Raw genomic sequence first — 23247 nt, forward strand, 5'->3', positions numbered from 1 at the left:
ATGAAAAAACTACTCGTTATTATATTCGTATTTTCAATACAGTTTATAAATGCTCAGGATCAGGAATTGATAAGAGCAAAGAAATTTTTTGACAGAACTTATTACAGCGAAGCAATCGTTTTGTATCAAAAACTGGCTGATGACAGACCTTCGCAGGAAGTAATTAAAAACTTAGCCGATTCGTATTTTTATACCAATGATTTGGTAAAAGCCCAGCGTTATTACCGACTTTTAGTAAAAAACTACAATAACAATTTAGATAGAGAATACTATTTTAGATATGCTCAAACTTTAAAAGCAACCAATAGTTTTGATGATGCAAATGAAGTTTTAAAAGAATATTATGCAAAATCTTCAAATACAGAAGATGTTATCAATTTCGAAAAAGACATTAAAACTTTAGAAAATGTAACCGCAATTGGTAAACGATTCGAGATCAAAAACCTGCCAATAAATACACCAAATTCAGAGTTTGGAGCGGTCGAATATAATGGTAATTTGGTTTTTGCGGGCGTTAAATTGAAACCCGGAATTTTCGATAAAAAATTTAAATGGGATAATGCGACGTATTTAAATTTGGTTACAATCCCTCTCAAAAACATCAATGCTGCAGATTCTATTGTGCATTATTTTGCCAAAGAATTAAAAACAGGAATGCACGAATCAAATGCTGTTTTTACAAAAGACGGTAAAACAATGTACTTTACCAGAAACAATTCTAAAAAAGGAACGAAAAAAAGAGATGATAAAAAGATTTCAAACCTCCAGATTTTTAAAGCCGAATTGGTAGAAGGAAAATGGACTAATATTTCATCATTACCTTTTAACAGCCCAAATTATTCTGTAGAACATCCAGCTTTAAGTGCCGATGAAAAAGTGTTGTATTTTGCTTCAGATATGCCGGGAACTTATGGTTCATTTGATATTTATTCGGTAAATATTAATAAAGGTGCATTTGATACTCCAAAAAATCTCGGGCCGTTAGTAAATACAGATAAAAGAGAACAATTTCCTTTTGCATCTGCAGATAATAAACTATACTTTTCTTCAGACGGACATTTAGGTTACGGATCTTTAGACGTCTTTGTTTCTGATATAAACGGAAATGAATATTCTAAGCCGGTGAATATTGGTTTGCCTTTAAATTCAAACTTAGATGATTTTGCTTTCAATATTAATTCAGAAACCAAAGAAGGATATTTTGCATCCAATAGAGAAGGAGGAAAAGGGAACGACGATATTTACCAATTTAAAGAAATCAAAGATCTAATTGTAGAAGATTGTAAGCAGTTTATTGCCGGGGTTATTACAGATATTGATACTAAACTGGCATTAGAAAGTGCAACCGTAATTTTACAGGATTCTGAAAATAAAACCTTAAATACTATTACAACTTCTGCCGATGGAAAATTTAGTTTTACAGCAGCTTGTGAGACATCTTATAAAGTTTCGGCTTTTAAAGAAAAATACACAAACGAGTCTGTAACTTTAACTTTAGATAAAACAAGAGATAAGATCAATGATGCTTCTTTAGCATTAAAATCTTTAGAAGTCATCAAATTAGAAGAAAAAGAAAAAGCCGAAAAGAAAAGACAGCAGGAAATTATTATTGAAGAAGAAAATAAGAAGAAAACAGAACTTGCTGCTATAGAATTAAAAAAGAAAGAGAAAAAAGCCAAAGAAGCAGAAATCGCTGCTGCTGAGGTTAGGAAGAATGAAAAAGTAAAAGAAATTTTAGAGAAAGAAAAAGATGTTATAAGAGATAAAGACCGTTTAATTATCAAAACAGATCCTATTTATTTTGACTATAATTTGTGGTACATTCGTAAAGAATCGAAAGTAGTTTTAGGCAGAGTAGTTGAGCTGATGAAAAAATATCCGGGAATGGTAATCGAAATTGGCTCGCACACAGATTCACGAGGGAATGAAAAATTCAATGCCGATTTATCTCAAAAAAGAGCTAATTCAACCAGAGAATTTATAATTCAGTCTGGAATTGAAGCCAAGAGAGTTTCTGCAAAAGGTTACGGAGAATCAGTTCCTATTATAAAATGTAAAACCGATGATGCCTGCTCTGAAGAAGAACATGAATTAAACCGAAGATCAGAATTTGTAATTAAGAGTTTATAGATCTTTTTAAATACTATTATAAACCCGACAGGTTTCAAAAACCTGTCGGGTTTAATTTTGTAATCAATATTTTTTAAAAATCTTTTTCTTGAGTTCTTTTTTATTAATTTTATAGAATAACCATGAAATAAAAATTGTTCAAATATGAAAAATCTAGTTTTACCATGTCTGCTAGTAATCTGCATTGGATTTCAAAGCTGTAAAAATGACGAAAAACAAAAAGAAGAAGCTGCAGCTAAAGCAGAAGCAGAAACAGTTGTAAGCAGTGAGTGTTATCAGGCTGTATACGAAAAAGATACAATTGCCTTAAAACTGAATACTTTAAAAAACGGAAAACTAAGCGGTAATATGATTATGAAAGTTGCTCCTTCTACAGTTAGAACTGGTGAAGTTGCAGGAGAATTTCATGGTGATACTTTATTTATAGATTACACCTTTAAGGATAATGTAAATAAAGACAAAACATTTAAAAACCCAATGGCATTTTTAAAACGAGATAAACAGCTTATTTTAGGAAACGGCACAATGCAGACTACAATGGGAGTTACTTATTTAGTAAAAGATAAACCTATTGATTTTGATCGTGTAAAATATAAATTTGATACTGCAGAATGTGCCGACAAAAAATAAGATATAAACCTGCCGGGTTTAACTTATAATAATAAAAAAAAGCCATTTCTAATTCAGAAACGGCTTTTACTATTTTTAGATTTTATTTTTTTATAAAACTTCACCTTTAATTTTTAGAGCTACACGCCCGTCAGGATAATTGACAGCATTGGTTTCAACCGTAATTGTTTTACGAATTGGACCGCTTGCCATATTGTATTTTACATCAATTTTTCCTTTTTTACCCGGCATAATAGCTGCGGCAGGTTTAGTAACAACGATTGAGCTTAATGTCGATTCAGCACCAACAATTAAAAGCGGTGCATCGCCGGTGTTTGTAAATTCAAAGGAGCGTACTCCATTATCAGTCTTTGAAATTTTTCCATAATCAATCGTATTGTCCGGGGCTGCAAATTCAATCTTTGGGCCATTTTGTGCATAACCTATTGCGCTAAACAATACGACAGCAATAAAAGAGGCAACATTTTTCATTTTGAAATTGTTTTTAAGTTGTAAGTAAATATACATTGTTTTAATTAACACACAAATTATTAATTCGTTTTTTATAGTCTACTTAATTATTTACTTTTGCTGTCAGTTATAAATACAAAAATTGAACCAGTTTTTTTGTTTAACTGTTTAATCGTTTATTTGTTTAATCGTTGAGATTGATTTATAAATGATTTTTTTAAACAGAAACAAGAAAACAAATCAATTTGAAATTCGATGATCAAAACCGATAACGGTTAAACAAAATTAACGATTAAACAACCCTAGTAAATGACAATTCCAGCACAATTTGACGCTAAGACGATTGAGAGTAAATGGTATGATTACTGGATGAAAAACAACTATTTTCATTCAGAACCAGATCATAGAACACCGTACACCATTGTAATTCCGCCGCCAAACGTCACTGGAGTCCTTCACATGGGACATATGTTGAATAATACGATTCAGGATGTTTTAATACGTAGAGCGCGTCTAAAAGGATTCAACGCTTGTTGGGTACCGGGAACAGATCACGCTTCTATTGCTACTGAAGCAAAAGTGGTAGCAAAATTAAAAGCAGAAGGAATCAATAAAAACGATTTGACCCGCGAAGAATTCCTAAAACATGCTTGGGAATGGACAGATAAATACGGTGGAACAATCTTAGAACAACTTAAGAAACTAGGTGCTTCTTGCGATTGGGAACGTACCAAATTTACTATGGATCCAGACATGTCTGCATCTGTAATTAAATCTTTTGTTGATTTATACAACAAGGGATTAATCTACAGAGGATACCGTATGGTAAACTGGGACCCGGAAGCAAAAACTACGCTTTCTGACGAAGAGGTAATTTATGAAGAACAACAAGGAAAATTATTTTTCTTAAAATATAAAATTGAAGGTTCAGAAGATTTCTTGACGATTGCTACAACACGTCCTGAGACTATCTTCGGGGACACTGCCATCTGTATCAATCCAAACGATGAGCGTTTTACACATTTAAAAGGTAAAAAAGCAATCGTTCCTATTTGCGGAAGAGTAATTCCAATTATCGAAGACGAATATGTTGATGTTGAATTCGGAACAGGATGTTTGAAAGTAACGCCTGCTCACGATATGAACGATAAAACGTTAGGAGAAAAACACAACCTAGAAATCGTTGATATTTTTAATGAAGATGCGACTTTAAACAGCTTCGGATTACATTATCAAGGAAAAGACCGTTTTGTAGTTCGTACAGAAATTGCAAAAGAACTAGAAGAAATTGGAGCTTTAGCAAAAACAGAAACACACTTAAATAAAGTGGGCACTTCTGAAAGAACAAAAGCGGTAATCGAACCAAGATTATCAGACCAATGGTTCTTGAAAATGGAAGAATTAGTTAAACCAGCAATTAAATCGGTTTTAGAAACAGGAGATATTAAATTACATCCAAAACGTTTCGAAAACACTTATGCGCATTGGTTAAACAACATTCGCGATTGGAATATTTCTCGTCAGTTATGGTGGGGACAACAAATTCCGGCATACTATTACGGAGACGGAAAAGAAGATTTCGTAGTTGCAGAAAATATCGAAGACGCATTAAAATTAGCACAAGCTAAAACCAACAACCAACAACTAACAACTGACAACTTAAAACAAGATGTTGATGCATTGGATACATGGTTTTCATCTTGGTTATGGCCAATGTCAGTTTTCGGTGGAATTATGGATCCAGAAAGTGCAGATTTTAAATATTACTATCCAACAAATGACTTAGTAACAGGTCCGGATATTTTATTTTTCTGGGTTGCGAGAATGATTATTGCAGGTTATGAATATGCGGGAGAAAAACCATTTACAAATGTATATTTGACTGGTTTGGTTCGTGATAAACAACGTCGTAAAATGTCTAAATCATTAGGAAATTCTCCTGATCCTTTAGATTTGATCGATAAATTCAGCGCCGATGGAGTTCGTGTAGGATTGCTTTTAAGCGCTTCTGCCGGAAACGATATCATGTTTGATGAAGAATTGTGCAGTCAAGGAAAAGCGTTTTCAAACAAAATCTGGAATGCTTTTAAATTGATTAAAGGATGGGAAGTTTCAGAAACTATCGCACAGCCAGAATCATCAAAAGTGGCAATCGAATGGTATGAAGCTAAATTGCAGCAGACTTTAGTTGATATTGAAGATAATTTCGAGAAATACAGAATTTCAGATTCATTAATGGCAATTTACAAATTGGTTTGGGATGATTTCTGTTCTTGGTTCTTAGAGATGATCAAACCTGCATACCAACAGCCAATTGACAGCGTAACTTTCGCGAAAGCGATCGAAATGTTAGAAAACAACTTGAAGTTATTGCATCCGTTTATGCCATTCTTGACAGAGGAAATCTGGCAGTTAATTGCTGAAAGAACTCCAGAAGAAGCTTTAATTGTTTCAACATGGCCAGAAGTAAAACCGTTTGACGCAAAATTAATTGCTGATTTTGAAAACTCAATTGAAGTAATTTCTGGAATTAGAACGATCCGTAAAGACAAAAACATTCCGTTTAAAGATGCAATCGAATTGAAAGGAATCAATAGCGAAAATGTTTCGATTTATTTTGATTCAATCATAACGAAATTAGGAAACGTTTCGGCTTTCGAATATGTTTCTGAAAAAGTAGACGGGGCATTGTCTTTCCGTGTAAAATCAAATGAATATTTCATCCCGATTACAGGAAACATCGACGTTGAAGCTGAAATTGCAAAACTGACAGAAGAATTGAATTATACAAAAGGATTCTTGAAATCTGTTGAAGCAAAACTTTCAAACGAGAAATTCGTAAACGGAGCTCCAGAGAAAGTCCTTAACATAGAGAAACAAAAACAAGCTGACGCTCTGGCAAAAATTGCTACAATCGAGCAGAGTTTGGCTGGTTTGAAATAAGAATTTAATTTCTATTACATTATAGAAATAAACCCGACAGGTTTTAAAACCTGTCGGGTTTTTTGTTTTAAGTTAATATTGTCATTTCGAGGAACGAGAAATCTTCGCAATCCCGAAGCTTCGGGACGCAACGAAAATACAATCTTTGTCGAGCTTCTCGTGGAGATTTCTCGTTCCTCGAAATAACAATATTGGGATGTTTTTTCAGAATTACAAATAATACGTTTTATCTTTTCTTCCTCAAAACCAAAAACAAAGGATAAGAAACAATTGCAATTCCAACAATAATAATAAAGCTTTTAGGGTCGCTGTAAATGAATCCAGCAAGTAATGCGATAGAAAATATAATCGCTATTATAGTTGTCCAAGGATACCAAAATGAGCGATAGGGTCTTGGTAGATCCGGTTCTGTAGTTCTTAGTTTTAAAAGTGAATAATAGGCCAGTCCCCAAACGATTATCGAGATGAAAGCTGCAAAAGAAAATAAGACTTCAAAAGAACCAATGCAGATTAAAAACAAACTGAAAAATGATGAAACCAAAAGCGCAACAATTGGTGTTCCGCCTTTATTGACTTGAGTTCCTTTTTCGATAAAAAACCCGTCACGACTTAATCCGTACAAAATTCTTGGCGGAATCATCATAAAAGCATTCAAAATACTAATTAAGGAGAAAATAGAAATTATGGTAACGATTTTAGCTCCGCTGTCACCAAAAAGAATTTTAGCAACATCGGCAGCAGCCAGATTCGATTTTGCTATAGTTTCGATTGGGAGAACGTGAAAAAATGCTGCATTTACCAAGATATAAATGGCTACAACAAGCAGAACGCCGCTGTATAAAGATTTCGGAATATTTTTGCTCGGATTTTCATTTTCTTCAGCAAAAAAACAAACGCCGTTCCAGCCGTTGTAAGTCCCAATAATAAGCTGTAAAGATTTGAAGAATCCGAAAATAAGTCCGATTTGAAAAATTGAATTATCTGTTTTTATTGGCGGAACTTCAACTCCAGAATACATAAAACAAGCCGTAACCAAAGCTGCAAAGCAAATTACTTTTAAGAAACTGGTAATCTGCTGAATTACGCTTCCGTTTTTTACACCGCTTAAATGCAATAATACAAATGCAACCAATAAAGAAATAGATAATACGGTAGAATAATGTGCTAATTGCGGAAATAAAATAATGGTGTATTCGCTGATTACAATACAGTAAAAAGCAGGAGGGATGGCATTTACAATATAATCGTACCATCCTGAAAGAAATCCGGCATAATCGCCCAAAGCTCTTTTAATATAATTATAAGATCCGCCAGCTTTTGGCAGCATGGTTGCTAATTCTGAATACGAATTTGCTCCCAATAAAACGTATAAACCTCCAAATAGCCAGGAAGCAAGAATCAGCCAGTAATTATTGAGCATTTCGGCAATAGTTCCGGGCGTACGTAAAATGCCGACACCAATTGTTCCTCCAATTAAAACAGCAATATTAAAACTAAAGCCTAAACTTTTTTGTAATTGATTTTTTGGAGAATCTGACATTTTTTTGGATTGTTTTTTAGGATGATATTTTCAGGCAAAAATAGTGTTAATTGAATTATAATTGGGCTTAAAATAAAAATCCCAAGATTTTCTAGTGAAACTGAAAATCTTGGGATAAAATCAAAACTCTAATTCAATATTTTAGAACTTGTATCGCAGGCTTGTCATAACTTGACGAGGAGCAATTGGGTTTACACTGTAGTTTTCGTGAACAGTATAATTTAACTCGTTTGTAATGTTTGATAGTTTGCAAAGAATAGAGAATTTTCTCCATGTATATCCAGCTGAAACATCAATAGTTGTGTAACCATCAATAGGGATTTCTCTGTGGTAGATACCATCAGGATATTTGACAAGATCTGTGCTGTATTGGTCATTCCAGCCTCCAAAACGGTCACCAATGTAGTTTCCAATCGCTCCTACAGAAACTCCTTTAAAGAAACCTTCAGGAACTAGGTAATAGAAACTTAAATTTGCGGTATTGGCTGGAGTTCTAACAAGACGATCACCTTCTATAAAACTTCCGTTTAAACCAGATGTTTTAGTATATCGCATATCATTGTAACTGTAACCAGCAATAATGCTAAGTCCTTCAATTGGTCTTGCAGTAACGTCTACTTCAATACCTTTACTTTTAGTTTCACCGCTTAAAACTTTTATGTTCGTATCTGAGTTTAAACTTCCGTCAGCTTTAAATTCGGCTGTTTGCGCCAGATTGCTGTTTACGATTTGATAAACTGTAACATTGGTGCTTAGCATTCCTTCTAAGAAATCAGTTTTAATACCAGCTTCATACTGATCAATAATAGATGGCTCAATTGGTTTTAAATCAGCTGTAGTTCCCGTGTTTGGAGTAAATGAAGTAGAATAACTTCCAAAGATAGAAATATCTTTTCTTGGCTGATAAATTAATCCAAATTTTGGAGAAAATGCGTTGTCTAATTTTTTAGCACCAACTGTTGGAACTGCATTTTCAGGTTTAACGGTTTGCACTTTATTGGCATAAACTTCTTTGTAAGTCGTAACTTCAGCTTCCTGCCATGACCATCTTACACCTGCCAATACTTTTAGTTTGTCTGTAATAGAAATCAAATCTTGAAAATAAACCCCAAAACGATTCGTTTCTGTTTTTGCAATTTGAGTTGCTCTCGCGCTTGGAATATCATTTCTCTGTGTTGACGGATCAAAATTGAAAAGATTAATAGTGTCATAATTTGCAGGGTCAAATGCAAAAGTATATGCTGTTGCGAATGAGTTTTCCCAGTCGGCACCTGTAAATATCTGATGCTTTACAGATCCAGTGTTAAAATTCCCCTGAAGACTTATCTGATCTCCTAATATTTGTTCCAGGTTTTTGTTTTGAACCAATGGTCTTGTCCATTCTCCATTATCTTTAACAGATGATAATTGTGCTGTAGATTTTGAAGCTCTATCATAATTTTGGAAAGAGCTGTTGAAATTAAGTTTCCAGTTTTTATTAAAATCATGATTTAATAATACAGAAGCGCTGGAAGATTTAGTAGTACCATTCGACCAAAGTGATCCGTAAAAAGTATTACGAGGTAAATCTAGAATTTTTGTTCCAATAATTCCTGTTCCGAAATCAGGAGTCCAGTCTGCTGATAAATAATCTCCCTGCAGCGTAATTTGTGTTTTAGGATTAATTACAAAAAGCAGCGATGGATTGATGTATAAACGTTCGTTTTTTACAACATCTCTAAAGCTTTCTGAGTTTTCGTAAGAACCATTAATTCTAAAAGCGATTGATTTACTTAAACCGCCATAAAAATCAAAAGCAGGTTTGTAATACGCAAAACTTCCTATCTGCATTGATATCTCGCCGCCGCTTTTAAATTGAGGAGTTTTGGTTACCAGGTTAACGATTCCTCCCGGAGCAACATTTCCAAACAATAAAGCCGATCCTCCTTTAAGAAATTCTACTTTGTCTAAGCCGGAAACATCAGGAATTGATCCTGCGTTGTAACGGAATCCGTTTTTAAACATATTGTTGGCAGATAAATCGTAACCTCTTGAAAAGAAAGATTCCTGAGCACCGCCTCGCGCAGAACCAACATAAACACCGTTGGCATTTTTAAGAACTTCACTTAATCTGATTGCCTGTTGCTGTTCGATAACTTCAGAACCAATAACTTGTATAGCTTGCGGATTATCCATTGGTTTTAATCCGGAGCGAACTGCTGTTACCGGTTTTGGCTCTTTGTTTTTAGTAACAATTACTTCGTTTAATATTTCTCCTTTTTTGCCTTTTACAGTATCTGTAACTGAAGCTCCAGATTCATTATTTGAATAACTCTGACCGTAAGAGACGAAACTTAATAATCCTAAGGCAAATAGTAAATTATATTTCATGGTATTTATTTAGATTCAATAAAAATTATCGATTGCAAATATAAATACACATCTTCTTTAACAGGAAATTAAGAAGTGTTTTTCTTTCTTAAACCTTACTTAGTCTTTTCTTAAGATTTGCTTAAGAATTTTCTAATTCTATTTTAATTTTGTATTAATGTTGGATTTTAAGCAAAAAAAAACCTTGCCGGAAAGCAAGGTTTTTTAATTGAAAATCTAAGTATATATTTTACAAGATTACTTTACCACAATTTGGTAAGTAGCCATTTTCCAGATTTCATCATATTTTTTTCCGTTATGTTCACCAGCAGATTTATCAGTGTGAGCATATTCTACCATGTAGTTTCCAGACCAGATTGGAGTAAAAGAAAATTCTCCTTTATCGTTTGTCCATAATTCTTTTTCCCAGCCATTTGGAGCGATAACTTTGATTTTTGCTTCTTTAGCAATAGCTCCGTCATAAGAAGCAACTCCAGTTACTTTAGCATCTTTTTTTGCTGTATCTGCATTTTCTGAGAAAACAGCAATTTTATTAGTGTTTGCTGTAATATTATTTCCAGCTGCTTTGTTTCCAACAACAACTGTTGCACTTGAGTTGTAATCTAATTTCATTGTTCCGTAAACATCTTTAACCGTGTGCTGCATTACAATTGTGTAAACACCTTCTTCAGTTGGTGTAAAGAAAGCCTGGTATTTATTATCTAAAGCTTTAGAAGTAAGTTTTGTTTCTTTTTTTGAAGGAGAAATTACTACCAAAGAGAAATCTTTTAAATCTGAGAACCATTTATCTGCTTTTGTAATATCATTATCTGAGAATTCGCCAAAGTAAATAGAAATTTCCTGAGCTTTTCCTTTTGTTCCTGTTGCTTTAGTTTCGATCCAAAGTGCGTGTGCAAAAAGCTGAGGTGCAGCAAAAAACATTAAAAAAGCAAATGTTATTAATTTAAAAGTTTTTGATTTCATAAGATCAGGTTTAAAATTATTAAAATGATATTTTTCACAAACATACGCCTTATTTAGAATAATTAAAAATAAAACAACAAAAAAAGCCCCAAACCATATAATTATATGGTTTGGGGCTTTTAAAATTTTTAAGCTTATTTAGAATTTATAAGTAAAACTAGCAGCAACATTTCTTGGTTTCTGCGGATTTACTGTAGACCATCCTCCGTTAAAGTAATCTTTATTGGTAATGTTATTTACATTTAAGCTTACGCGGAATTTATTTGAGTTATAGAAAACAGATCCGTTGATAACAGTGTAAGCAGGAAGAACAAATTTTCCTGTAACATCACTGTCTAAAACAGCATTATCACTGGCATAATTTCCACCAAATCCAAGTCCGAAGTTTTCTAATGCACCTTCATCAAATTTATAAGTAGCCCAAAGATTTACCAGGTTTTTTGGCCCTGCCCAGAAAGGTCTTTTTCCTTCATCTAACCAAACGTTGTTTATGTCTCCTTTGGTAATTTTACTTTGATTGTAGCTGTATCCGGCAATAATGCTGAAATTTTTTGATACTGCAGCATTCAAATCAAATTCAAATCCCTGACTTCTTGCTTCACCGCCTTGTGAACTATACATTGGGTTGCTGGTAACTAAATTAGCAACATTAATAACATAATAACTAGCGGCAGCAGTTACTTTATCTGAAAATAAATCAGCTTTAATACCAGCTTCTAATTGATCAGCATGTTCCGGTTCAAAAGTTTTTGTCCCAATTACATTTCCGCTTCCGTCATAAACCAATCCTGGTGCAATATTTCTAAAGCCATTCATGTAATTTGCAAAAACAGATAATTGATCCTGAATTGGCTGATAAACTACTCCAAATTTTGGAGAAAGTGCTGTTTGATTATAATTATCGGTATCTTTTTTGATATTTCCTTCATTATCAAAATAATCTACTCTTAAACTCGCCATTACTAACAAAGCAGGCGTAATGTTTAAAACATCGGAAACATAAGCGCTGTAAGCTGCATCTTTAGAATTATAATCCGGTCCCGGTGCAGAAGCTAATAATTTATCTACTGATGTCTGGCTTAAATTGTAAGGATTTGCCGGATCCAGCTGTCTAACTTCACCCTGAGGTGTAACGTTATAAAGGTGTGCGTAACCTGAACCTCCAAACATTAAATTTCTTTCAAAATAATCTAAACCAGCCACAAGACGATTTCTCATTTTTCCAATTTTGAAATCTCCAATAAAATTCTGCTGGATATCAGTTGTTGCAGTTTGAGAATTTTCTTTTGTGATCCAGAAAGCAAAATCTCTATTTCCGTTTTCATTGTCAGACATGTAAGAGTAATATCCTTTTGATTTAGTTGAAGTTCTTGAAAGAATAGTCTGCGAAGTCCATTGGTCAGAAATCTTATAATTCATCTGAGCCTGCAGATTGAATCTCGGATTTTTCATTGGTAAATCGTTGCTGTAAAAAGATAATTTTGTATTGTAATTTAAATCATTTAAATCAGCATACTGAAGTTTTGAGTACTGGCCTAAAAACAATATAGGTGATGCTGCTTTTTCTTCAGCCATAAATTCGGTATTAATCAAGAAAGACAATTTCTCATTTACTTTATAAGAAAGGGAAGGAGCAACAAAAATTGAAGTTCTATACCCAGCGTCCTGAAAACTGTTTTCTGTCTGGTAAGCCGCATTAATTCTAAAAGCCGCATTATCATTATCGTCAAGCGGTGTATTAATATCTGCAGTAACTCTGTTTAAGCCAAAGCTTCCTGCTATATATGAAACTTCACCGCCAAAACCGCTGTATGGTTTTTTTGTTACAGTATTAATAAGACCGCCGTAGCTTACTAAACTGCTTCCAAATAAAGTTCCGGATGGTCCTTTGATGACTTCGATACGTTCGATATTTGCCGGATCTAAACTACCTCTTGTTAATCCAGGCAGTCCGTTTACAACATTGGCCTGAACTTCAAAACCACGCAATGAATAAAATGAACCTCCATCACCGCCACGCCCTGTAGACTGCCATAATTTTTGAATTCCCGGAACATTTTTTAAAGCATCATCATAATTTGTAATTACCTGTTCTTTCATTAATTCTGATGAAACAATATTGTAAACCTGAGGATTTTCAACGTTTTTTAGAGGCATTTTTGATACAAAGCTGCTTTGTTTTGGAAATGCTTTGCCTCTGGAATGTGTAACAATAATTTCTTTTAACTGTTTATTTGAAACTTTCAGCTGTAATTTTAATGACGATGTTTCGCTTGCAGAAACAGTAACTTCTTGTTCCAGAGTTTCGTAACCTGATAATGAAACCTGAACAGTATAAGTATTTGGTTTTACTCGGTTGAATTCAAAAGAACCATCTTCTTCAGAAACAGTTCCGTGTTTTGAGTTTTTTAGAATGATGTTTACGCCAATTGCAGGTTCGCCATCAGACGTTGTAATGTTTCCTTTAATTTTTCCGTTAGTCTGTTGAGCGTTTACAGTGCTTGTAAAAATAAAAAGCAGGGCTGTTAAATACATAAAACGCTTCATGCTGCGGTTAAAATAATTCATGATTTTTTTCTTTTTAAGTGGATTACGGGGGGATGTGTAAGATTGGTAAAAACACCGCAAATGTAGAAATTATAATTTTTTTAACAATACTGTGAACCCTTATAATTACTTCGTTTTGTTCGTTTTTTTGTTATTTCTTCCCCACCAGATTAAAAATCCGGTAACTGGTAAACTTGCACAAATCAGGCTGGCAAAAAAGGCGAGTAATTTTCCCGCAAATCCAAGGATACTTCCAACATGTAAATCATAATTAATAAACCGAAACTTCTCACCATTATTCTTCTCGTGATAAGTCTCAATTTTTAAAGGTTTGGCTGTGTAACGATCAAATTCAATAGAGACATCATCAAAACGATTATTGTATCTTATAAATGTGCTAAATGTTGCCAGCGAATCTTTTTCTTCAGGTACAAACAAATAAAAACTTTTTGCTTTAGGCTGCGATTGTCTAATGGAAGCGTAAATCTTATCAGTGGGCATTTTTTTAGTGTATTGTGTAGTATCAGAAACGAACCTCTCGTTTTCAAATGTTTCTCCGCCATTAAGCAGCCATTGTACCCCTTTATCATAAGACTGAAATGCCCAGACTAATCCTGTCAAAGCGATTAGTAAAGCAAAAAGCATCGAATAGAATCCAAGAATATTATGTAAATCGTAGTTCTTGCGTTTCCATTTAGTACTGTTTTTCCATTGAAACGAAAAACGTTGTTTAGCCGCCTGCTTGTTTTTAGGCCGCCAAAGTATAAGACCGGTAATAAGCGAAATAATAAATACAATAGTTGCCGTTCCTACAATTGGATCTCCAATATCGCTGTTGAGACATAATGTTTGATGCAGCATGCGAACAAAAACAAAAAACTCGAAATTATAATCTTCTTGTTTTTTTACATTTCCGGTAAAAGGATCCAGATAGAGATAAGTATTATGATATTGATTCCAGTACCAAAACGCATCTTTGTCTAATTCTTTATAAAACCACATAACTACAGTACGATTATCATCGCTAAACGTCCTGCATCCTGAAAAAGATTGTTTAGGATAATCAGAATTTGCATTTTTTGCAATTTCAATTAATTGGCTTAAAGGTAATTTTTTGTCCTTTACCTGATCTACGTAATAATAATCATGAACAAGAGGACGTAATTCTTCTTCAAAACAATACAGGCATCCTGTAATACCCAATATAACTACAATCAAACCGGAAGATAATCCCAGCCATAAATGGATTTTTAGAATTAATTTTTTAAAAGTCATTTACTAAGATTTACAAATAAAATGTTTAACAAAAAGAAACACCTCCGTTGTATTGCAGAGGTGTTGTTTTAAGAAAAAAAAATGACTTTAGAATTTTAATGTCAAATTAACCAAGAAGTTTGTTGGAGCTTGGGAGTTTCCATAAAAATCCCAGTATTTTTCGTTTGAAAGATTATTGAATTTAAGTCCGACTCTCCAAGTAGGCTGATCATAAAATACAGTAGCATTTGCCGTGGTATAAGAAGGAATGTAAAAAACATTATCATCAAACATATAACTTTTTCCAACATAATTAATTCCAAATCCGGCCCCTAAACCTTTTACAGTATTTTGTAAGGTATAAGTTGTCCAGAAATTTGCAACGTTTTCTGGAGCTCCAACAGCTTTTTTGCCAGTAGCAGGAATTGTATTGTCATTAAAAGCATATCCGGCAATAATGTTAAAACCTTTAATTGGATTCGCAATTAATTCAAAGTCAAAACCTTTGCTGACTTGTTCTCCATTTTGATAAGCAAAACCATTATTGTCATATTGTACTGCATTGTCAATTTTGATATTATAATAACTTAAAGTAGTACTTAATTTTTTATTGAATGCCTCAACCTTTACACCAGCTTCATATTGTACGGCGTATACAGGATCTAAAATCAATCTCGTAGCATCTGGCTGTGTAGCAGGAGGCGAATTTTGGAATCCGTTCATGTAATTTCCAAAGATCGAAACCTGATCTTTAACAACCTGATACACTAATCCTAATTTTGGAGATAATGCCGTTTGATTGTAACCTTCCGTACCTTCAACAGTATCTAGTTTATAGTTGTCTAAACGTAAACTAAGCATTGCTGATAATCTTTCAGTAAAATTAATAACATCCGAAGCGTAAACGCTAAAAGTCTTATTGGTAGTAACTGGATATGCAGTTTGTTTTAATACAGCATCTACCGTCTTTCTTCTCATAGGATCAAAAGGAGTTCTCACGTCTATTGTATCAATATACGCTGTTGCTCCAGAAGAGAATCCGCTTTTATTAAAATTGTAATTTGCACCAACTAATAGTTTATGTTTAATACTACCTGTTGCAAACTGGCCGTTAATATTTTGCTGAATATTAGTGTAATTGTCATAAATAGGTCCCCAGTTTCCAACTCTTCTTGCGGCTTGGTATGGGTTTAACCAAAGCGTATAAGTCTGATAACTGCGATCTACGTTTTCTCCCATAAAAGAGAATAGAGTAGTAGATTTCCAATTTTCTGATATTTGATATTCTGCCTGAGCAAAAACTTTATTTGCAGAAGTTTTAGCATCATTATCATCATAAAATAATGATTTTTTGTAGTCAATTTTCAAATCACCAGGGTTTGTAATTCCGGAAGCAGCATCATATCTATGATAAGTACGTCTTGTATTGTTTGAACTGATGTATTCAGCATCGATATTAAAAGTAAGTTTTTCGTTTGCTTTAAAAGTTAAACTTGGAGTAACGGCAACCGTATTATTGAAGCCATAATCTAAAAAGCTTTTTTCTCTGTTAACTGCAGCATTTATTCTAAATAATACCGTTTTTTCTTCATTTAAAGGCGTGTTAACATCTGCAGTAAAGCGATTTAAGTTAAAACTTCCCGTAGTATAAGAAACCTCTGTCGCAGTTGTTTCAAAAGGTTTTTTGGTAACAAGGTTTACAACACCTCCAAAAGATGAAATAGTAGAACCAAATAAAGTTCCGGATGGACCTTTTAAAACCTCAATTCTTTCTACGTTGGCAAGATCAGTAGAAGAACGGTTAGTTGAGGTTTCCATACCATTTCTGGCATTAATGCCCGTAGTAAATCCTCTAAAAGTTACGGCAACACCTCCGGATGGATACGTAACCGGAACTGCTCCGGGTGAGTTTTGTACAGCACTTTTAATATCTACAGAAACCTGCTCTAAAAGAAGTTCTTTATGTATAACATTATAAACTTGTGGATTTTCCAGATTTGTTAAAGGCATTCTGGCAACATAATCTGTTTTTTTAGATAAAATGCTTTTTTTACTGTTTACTACAACTTCTTGTAATTCTTTATTAGAAACTTTTAACTGCAGATTTACAGTAGTTGTTTCGCTTTCGGCAATAATTACTTCGCTTTCAAGTGTTTCGTATCCTGTTAAAGAAACTTGTAAAGTATAAGTGTTTGGTTTTACCCTGTTAAAATCAAAATTTCCGTTCTCATCAGAAACTGCCCAGTATTTTGATTTTTTTAAGATGATATTTACTCCGGCAGCCTTTTCACCATCTGCAGTTGTGATGGTTCCTTTAATTTTTCCATTTTGCTGTGCAAACGTGGTTAAGAACGTAAAGACAAAACTAATTGTCATTAGAAAACGTAATGTTTTCGGTCTAAGATATTTCATTGGTTAAAAATTGGTTTGTAATTAAAATTTATTTAGAATAAATAAAAACAATACAAATGTAGAAATTATTGTTTTTTTTACAAATAATATTTCAATTCATTTGTTTTTAAGCCTTACAAGGTTAAATAAGAAAGAAAAGTCTTTTATTTTTTCTGAAATAAAACCGAAAAATTGGATGTATTTATTAAAGTGTGAAACCGACAATAATTCGTTTTAAAAGCTTTATTTTTGCAGTCTGAAATAAAAGAATTCATGATTTTACCTTTTTTCAAAAAGATTCAAAACACGCCTAGAGGATATCGAATCGCAAATACTGTATTTTTCTTTCTTTCGGGTTTTGGTTATTCTTCTTGGGTTTCGAGAATTCCGCATATCCAGGCGCAGCTGCATTTATCTGAAGCTGAATTTGGAGCTGTTTTATTTGCTTTTCCAATAGGTTTAATGCTTACAATGCCGTTTACCGGAAAGTTGTTAAACAAGTACAGCAGCCGTTATATTATGCTGCTTGGAGCAGTTATGTTTAATGTAGCTTTGTCTTTGCCTGGTTTAGCCGCATTTGTCTGGCAGCTGGTTATTATACTTTTGTTTTTTGGAGCTTCGCGTAATATTTTCAATTTGTCAATAAATGCACAGTCTCTTGAAGTGCAGAAACTCTATCCAAAATCGATTATAACACGTTTTCATGCGGTTTGGAGTATTGCTGTTTTCTCTGGAGCCGGTTTAGGTTATGTAATGGTAACGCAGAAAATTGCTCCATCACATCATTTACTGGGAGTAAGTATTTTTATGCTGGCTCTTACAGCTTGTTTTTACCCAATGAGTATTCATAATGAGCCTGTTCCGGTTAAAAAGAAGTTTTTCTCGATGCCGGAAAAGAATCTTATAAAGTTTGCCTTGATTTGTTTCGTGTCTATGGCCTGCGAAAATACGATGTATGACTGGAGCGGTATTTATTTTGAAAATATCTTAAAGGCTTCTCCAAAATTAACAAGTGCTGCTTTTGTGTTTTTTGCGTCGGCAGTAACTTTAGGACGTATATTTGGCGATTATGGCGTAATGAAATTTGGAACTAAAAAAATCCTGCTTTACAGCGGAATTTTAATTACTGCTGGTTTTGGTCTTTGTTTTATCCTGCCGTATGCTTACCCAACTATTTTTGGTTATGTTTTAATCGGGTTTGGGGTTTCTTGTGTGGTACCGCTGGTGTTTAGTATTGCAGGAAGATCTTCAAAATTAAGCAGCGGATCTGCTTTGACTTCTATATCTACAATTGGTTATCTTGGTTTTTTACTAGTACCGCCAATGGTTGGTTTTATATCAGAATATTTAAGTATGAAATGGGCATTTTTAGTTATGGCGTTTTTAGGAATTCTGATGATTTTTATGGTGAATAAGATAGGGGAGAATGAGTGATTTTTTTTAATCTGCTAAGTTGCTGAGGTTCTAAGGGATTAAGTTTTTTGCTTAAAAACCTATCTTATCGTTTTTTCATAATAAATTTCTCAGTATAAGGTTTGCCTTTTTTCAAACCTGAAATTTCTGCTATTAGCGAATCTTTCTCAACCAGATTGTAAATAATTTTATTTGGATAATCGTGTTTTGGGTTTTCAAAAACAATTTGATTATCTGCAGCTGAGGTCATTTCAAAACTTACGGGCAATTCTTGATTCTGCCCCGGAACTGTTACTATATAGGCTAATTTTCCGTTTACTTCTTCAAGACGTACATGTTCTGCAAAAACGGTATCATTTTGTCCCACAACAAAATAAGATTCTCCTAAATAAACGGAATCATTTTCTTTTTTCCATCGTTCGGTAAGTTCACCATCTGCCGATTTATTTTCCCATTCGCCAATAAACCATTCGGCTTTTGCAAGTTTAGAATAGATTTTTGCGGGAGTTTCTGGTTTGGTTTCCTTTTTGCAAGACGCGAAAATGCCTAAAGTCAAAACTGCGAAAAAAATGCTATATGATTTCATAATTCATTTATTTAAAACCAAATTGGTGTTATCAAATATAAAATAAATATTTGGTATTTAGATTGTTGTGATTGTTTTAGCAGATTGCCATTTCTTGTTACAAAAATTGTCCGAACCTATGGTTCTTTTGTATTGGGGAACATTTTGTTGTAACCGGATTAAAATCCGGCCCTACAATATTTTCGAACCTATGGTTCTTTTTAATCGAAATTCCGTAGAAAAAAATAATATTGCAGCAAGTTTTGTATTCGGGAACATTTTGTTGTAACCGAATTAAAATCCGGCTCTGCAATATTTTTCGAACCGATGGTTCTTTTTTTAATTTTAAAATTCCGAAGGAATGAATTAATATTATAGAAACGGATTTTAATCCGTTTAGAATTAGAGTAAAATTAAAGCTTAAAGATTATTTTTAAATTTGATTTGGATCAAAATCATACATAAAGTCATTCAATTGTCCCTCTGAACTTTCCAGACCAACAATATCCATTAATTCTTCAAAATAAGCACAAATTCTTTCACGATTTTCTGTATCCAATTCAAGATAAATTCCTGAAAATCGATTGAGCCCATTTTTTATTGCATTTTGATAATTTTCAACTGTAGGATTGTTTGATTCTGCAATCTTCTTAAAGTCATCTGCAGCTAAATTAATTTTTTCTGTCAAAATTGGTTTTAATTTTTCATCACCAATTCCTGGATAAAAAATGGTATTGTCTGGTAGAAATTTTTCTTTGTTTTTGAAATTTTCAAATTTAGGCATAGCATCAATTGTTGTTGTCATCTTAGTTTGTTCACAAGACAAAAATGAAAATATTATCGTTATTAAAAATAATTTTAATTTTATCATTATTTCTTCGTCATTACAAACTTTTCCGAACTAGGTTTTCCTTGTAAATTTCCAGAGATTTCAGCAGTTAAAGTATTATCAGCGTTTTTGGTATAAGTGATTTTTTGCGGATAATCGTGTTTTGAATTTTCAAAAACCAATTGTTTATCAGATTCTGCGGTTGATGCAAAAGCAACGGCTTTATCTTCATTTTGTCCTTTTACGGTTGCAAAATAGGTTAGGGTTTCGCCTTTTTGAGCCAGAACAATTGTTTCAAAATGCAGTGTATCTTTCTCTTTTATATAATAAGACGACGCATTAAAAGTACTGTCGTTTAGTTTCTGCCAGTTTTCAGTTAAAATACCTTCAGCCGATTTGTTTTCCCAGTTTCCAATAATCCAGTCGGCGATTTTGATTTTATCTTTTTCGACAGATTCTTTCTTCTGGCAAGAAACAGCGGCTAAAACAAGCGTTAAAAGAGTAATTTTCTGAAACATATTTTATAAGATTTTGGTTTTGTAATATGCTACTAAAGTATGAAAAAAATGTTTGCCACGACTCGACCGAAGGGAATGACGAAGTAATTATAAAAAATTCCAGAAATAATTTGCGAATAAAGAAATGTGGTATTGACTGTGAAAAGTATTTTTGTCTCTCGCAGATTTAGCGGATTAGGCTGATTTTTTTAGTTCTAATTATAAATTAAATCTGCAGAATCTGCGTAAAAAATGAATTAGTGAGAATTCGTGTAATTACTTCGTCATTCCCTTCGGTCGAGTCGTGGCAAAAAAACACCGTAAAAAAAATCATTTTAATCCCTTTAATCTGTGGCAAGAAAATACTAAACTCTTCCCTCTAAAATAGAGTAGACCAATTCCTTTGTTGGTTTTTGATCTTGAAGTTTTGCGCGGACTTCATCAAAAGTAACTTTAAAATCACAACCCGATTTATATTCAGAACATCCGTAAGCGGTTTTTCCTTTTAAGATGTTTCCTTTTTTGCATTTTGGACAGGATAAAGAATCTGATGCTGTTTCCTTAGTTGTCTTTTTTATATCCGTTTTTTTGGGTTCGAGTTTAAGTTTGTAATTCTCTTCAAAACGAATTAAACCTTCAACTGTGCCGGCATCGGTTTTAAAACCTTTTATGTTTACGGTTGAGCCTTTTTGAACTAATCGTAAATATTGGCTTTCGGTAATTTTTTTATCATGAAAAACATATGGAAGCACAAAATCGCATCCCGATTTATATTCAGAACATCCAAAAGCCGATTTCCCTTTTATAAAATTTCCTTTCTGGCATTTCGGACAAGTTTCTGCCAAAATTCCTGCTGCTTTCTTTTTTTCTGCTTTTACAGCTGGTTTCTGAATTGTTGCTGCATGTGAAATATTGGCGTGTCTGGTTTCACTTCGTACTTCGGTAACCAAAGCTTCGACCATACGTTTCATGTTTCTGATAAAAGCAGCTGCTGTAAAAGTACCTTTTTCTATATCTTTCAATTGCTTTTCCCACGAACCCGTAAGCTCAGCCGATTTTATCAATTCGTTCTGAATTGTATCAATCAACTGAATTCCCGTTGTAGTTGGTAAAACCTGTTTTTTATTTCGAACAATATACTGACGTTTAAAAAGCGTTTCGATAATGTTCGCACGTGTAGACGGACGACCAATTCCGTTTTCTTTCATCAATTCGCGTAAATCTTCATCGTCTACTTGTTTTCCTGCGGTTTCCATGGCGCGCAGCAAAGTTGCTTCGGTAAAATGATTAGGCGGTTTGGTTTCTTTTTGAAGAAAAGAAGGTTCATGCGGTCCTTTTTCGCCCACAACAAAACTCGGCAGTAAATCCGGTTCTTTTTCTTTCGCATTCGGATCTTCAAAAACCACACGGAAACCTTTCTTTAAGATTTCTTTTCCTGTAGCTTTAAAAGTTACGTCGGCTGCTTTTCCAATTACGGTTGTGTTGGCAACAAGACAATCGTCGTAAAATACAGCAAGAAAACGTTTTACAATAATATCGTAAACCTGCTGCTGATTATAAGGCAGATTAATTTCTATTCCGGTTGGAATAATCGCATGGTGATCTGTTACTTTTTTATCGTTGAAAACCTTAGGTGATTTTTTGATTTTCTTTCCTAAAAGCGGTTCTGTCAAGTCACTGTAATTGGTCAGTTTTTGCAGAATCCCCGGTACTTTTGGGTAAATATCTCCAGGCAGAAAAGTGGTATCAACTCTGGGATAGGTAATAGCTTTTTGTTCGTATAAAGTCTGCGCAATTTTAAGCGTTTCTTCTGCCGAAAATCCAAATTTTTGGTTGCAATATACCTGTAAACCTGTTAAGTCAAACAGTTTTGGAGCATATTCGTTTCCGTTCTTTTTATCAACAGAAACAATTTCGAAATCACTTTCCTTTACTTTTTCAGCCAGAATTTCTCCGTCTTCTTTTTTTAGGAAACGACCTTCTTCGTAACTAAAAAGCGTTTCTCTGTATAAAGTCTGCAATTCCCAATAGGGCTGCGGTTTAAAGTTTTCAATTTCTTTAAATCGGTCTACAACCATTGCCAATGTTGGCGTCTGTACGCGCCCAATAGACAAAACTTGTTTGTAACCGCCATGTTTTACGGTATACAAACGAGTTGCATTCATCCCTAGAAGCCAGTCGCCAATGGCTCTCGAAAATCCGGCGTAGAATAAATTATCATAGTTTTCAGAAGGTTTCAGGTTATCAAAACCTTCTTTTATGGCTTCTGTAGTTAAAGACGAAATCCACAAACGTTTTATTTCGCCTTTGTAATGCGCTTCGTTCATTACCCAGCGCTGGATTAATTCTCCTTCTTGTCCGGCATCCCCGCAGTTTATAACCAATTCGGCTTTATCAAAAAGTGCTTTGATGATTTTAAACTGTTTCTGAATTCCCGAATTCTGAACAACTTTGGTTTCGAATTTTTCAGGAAGCATGGGCAGATTGTTTAAATCCCAGCTTTTCCAGTGCGGTTTGTAATCGTTAGGTTCTTTTAAGGTGCATAAATGACCAAAAGTGTAGGTTACAGCATATCCGTTTCCTTCGTAATATCCGTCGTGCTTGGTATTGGCGCCCAAAACAGATGCGATTTCACGTGCTACACTTGGTTTCTCAGCAATACATACCTTCATTTTCTCCTTTTCTTATTGAAGAGCGAAGTTAGGATTTTTATGAGAAAGGGACA

15 protein-coding genes are annotated in these 23247 nt (G+C 33.8%); 4 read left to right on the top strand and 11 right to left on the bottom strand.

Translation table 11 applies throughout. The features are described from left to right. Both PQ462_RS06470 and PQ462_RS06475 read left to right on the top strand, forming a co-directional pair. Window positions 1-2130: an OmpA family protein gene (locus tag PQ462_RS06470; protein WP_274252808.1), complete on the top strand. Its 2130-nt coding sequence runs from the start codon at window positions 1-3 to the stop codon at window positions 2128-2130. 144 nt (window positions 2131-2274) lie between these two features. Next, window positions 2275-2760 (top strand): hypothetical protein, encoded by a 486-nt coding sequence (locus PQ462_RS06475; RefSeq protein ID WP_274252809.1) that lies wholly within the window; start codon window positions 2275-2277, stop codon window positions 2758-2760. 90 nt (window positions 2761-2850) lie between these two features. Here the strand turns inward: PQ462_RS06475 and PQ462_RS06480 are convergent, their stop codons facing one another. Beyond that, window positions 2851-3231, bottom strand: coding sequence for a DUF1573 domain-containing protein (locus tag PQ462_RS06480; protein WP_044048295.1), 381 nt, complete (start codon window positions 3229-3231; stop codon window positions 2851-2853). A 288-nt stretch (window positions 3232-3519) separates the two neighbouring features. On the opposite strand from PQ462_RS06480, the gene PQ462_RS06485 reads away from it, so the two are divergent. Further along, the gene (locus PQ462_RS06485; RefSeq protein ID WP_274252811.1) at window positions 3520-6153 is read left to right on the top strand and encodes a valine--tRNA ligase; all 2634 of its coding nucleotides are present in this window, start codon (window positions 3520-3522) and stop codon (window positions 6151-6153) included. 226 nt (window positions 6154-6379) lie between these two features. On the opposite strand, the gene PQ462_RS06490 is transcribed toward PQ462_RS06485, so the two are convergent. The 6 genes from PQ462_RS06490 to PQ462_RS06515 all read right to left on the bottom strand — a co-directional run bounded on the left by PQ462_RS06490 (window position 6380) and on the right by PQ462_RS06515 (window position 17239). Next, a complete protein-coding gene (locus PQ462_RS06490) occupies window positions 6380-7693 on the bottom strand; it encodes an APC family permease (RefSeq protein WP_274252812.1) in 1314 nt (437 codons plus the stop codon). 141 nt (window positions 7694-7834) lie between these two features. After that, window positions 7835-10063 (bottom strand): TonB-dependent siderophore receptor, encoded by a 2229-nt coding sequence (locus tag PQ462_RS06495; protein ID WP_274252813.1) that lies wholly within the window; start codon window positions 10061-10063, stop codon window positions 7835-7837. Between the two features lie 237 nt (window positions 10064-10300). Continuing rightward, window positions 10301-11026 (bottom strand): DUF4198 domain-containing protein, encoded by a 726-nt coding sequence (locus PQ462_RS06500; RefSeq protein ID WP_274252814.1) that lies wholly within the window; start codon window positions 11024-11026, stop codon window positions 10301-10303. Between the two features lie 138 nt (window positions 11027-11164). Then, window positions 11165-13594: a TonB-dependent receptor gene (locus PQ462_RS06505; RefSeq protein ID WP_274252815.1), complete on the bottom strand. Its 2430-nt coding sequence runs from the start codon at window positions 13592-13594 to the stop codon at window positions 11165-11167. Window positions 13595-13699: 105 nt separating this feature from the next. Continuing rightward, window positions 13700-14848 carry a PepSY-associated TM helix domain-containing protein gene (locus PQ462_RS06510; protein ID WP_274252816.1) on the bottom strand — a complete coding sequence of 383 codons (1149 nt, stop codon included), beginning with the start codon at window positions 14846-14848 and terminating at the stop codon, window positions 13700-13702. 87 nt (window positions 14849-14935) lie between these two features. Next, window positions 14936-17239 carry a TonB-dependent receptor gene (locus tag PQ462_RS06515; protein ID WP_274252817.1) on the bottom strand — a complete coding sequence of 768 codons (2304 nt, stop codon included), beginning with the start codon at window positions 17237-17239 and terminating at the stop codon, window positions 14936-14938. Window positions 17240-17491: 252 nt separating this feature from the next. On the opposite strand from PQ462_RS06515, the gene PQ462_RS06520 reads away from it, so the two are divergent. Beyond that, entirely contained in the window at window positions 17492-18652 is a 1161-nt protein-coding gene (locus tag PQ462_RS06520) for an MFS transporter (protein WP_149208065.1), read from the top strand. A gap of 64 nt (window positions 18653-18716) precedes the next feature. Here PQ462_RS06520 and PQ462_RS06525 read toward each other — a convergent pair whose 3' ends face one another. The 4 genes from PQ462_RS06525 to PQ462_RS06540 all read right to left on the bottom strand — a co-directional run bounded on the left by PQ462_RS06525 (window position 18717) and on the right by PQ462_RS06540 (window position 23194). Then, window positions 18717-19217 (bottom strand): DUF6265 family protein, encoded by a 501-nt coding sequence (locus PQ462_RS06525; RefSeq protein ID WP_274252818.1) that lies wholly within the window; start codon window positions 19215-19217, stop codon window positions 18717-18719. A 412-nt stretch (window positions 19218-19629) separates the two neighbouring features. Then, entirely contained in the window at window positions 19630-20001 is a 372-nt protein-coding gene (locus tag PQ462_RS06530; protein WP_274252819.1) for a DUF4844 domain-containing protein, read from the bottom strand. A gap of 65 nt (window positions 20002-20066) precedes the next feature. After that, window positions 20067-20543 (bottom strand): DUF6265 family protein, encoded by a 477-nt coding sequence (locus PQ462_RS06535; RefSeq protein WP_274252820.1) that lies wholly within the window; start codon window positions 20541-20543, stop codon window positions 20067-20069. Between the two features lie 344 nt (window positions 20544-20887). After that, complete coding sequence (locus PQ462_RS06540) at window positions 20888-23194, bottom strand: type IA DNA topoisomerase (RefSeq protein WP_274252821.1); 2307 nt, start codon at window positions 23192-23194, stop codon at window positions 20888-20890. Window positions 23195-23247: the final 53 nt, after the last annotated feature.

Source organism: Flavobacterium sp. KACC 22758 (assembly GCF_028736135.1).
GTDB lineage: Bacteria > Bacteroidota > Bacteroidia > Flavobacteriales > Flavobacteriaceae > Flavobacterium > Flavobacterium johnsoniae.